Here is a 430-nt window from a genome sequence, read left to right on the forward strand (position 1 = left end):
AATAAACCTTCTTTAATTAATGATTCAACAGATGATTTTACGCCTTCAGCAGAACTATAACCCACTTTATATGAAATTTCATTTTTGTACTGATCTAGTACGTTTATTACTTTGTCAGCTACTTCAACTGTATTTGCATCTTGTTTCTTCGTTATTGCCATCGAAATAGCATCGTTTTCGTTATAACGAATTAATTCATCTTTAAAGTCTATTGATCCAATTTTAGCGATTTCTCCTAATAATACTTTCGCAGTTTTAGCATTTAGATTTAGTGCAGTAGAAGTAAAAGATGCAGGTTGTCATTCTAAATCCTTTAGTTTTTGAAGGGTATCTAATTTCTTTTCTACTCGAATTGGAATTTTAATATCGCCATCAGTTATTTTTCCAGCCGGGAAGGATAGGAATTTTGCATTAATTTGATCTTTAATAC

General features: G+C 30.7%; 1 pseudogene. It reads right to left on the reverse strand.

Features of this window, described 5'->3' with window-relative positions:
- Positions 1–263 (reverse strand): annotated as a pseudogene (locus tag CN514_RS26960) (hypothetical protein); the annotation flags it as partial.
- Positions 264–430 lie beyond the last annotated feature (167 nt).

Source organism: Bacillus sp. AFS001701, assembly GCF_002559405.1.
Classification (GTDB): domain Bacteria; phylum Bacillota; class Bacilli; order Bacillales; family Bacillaceae_G; genus Gottfriedia.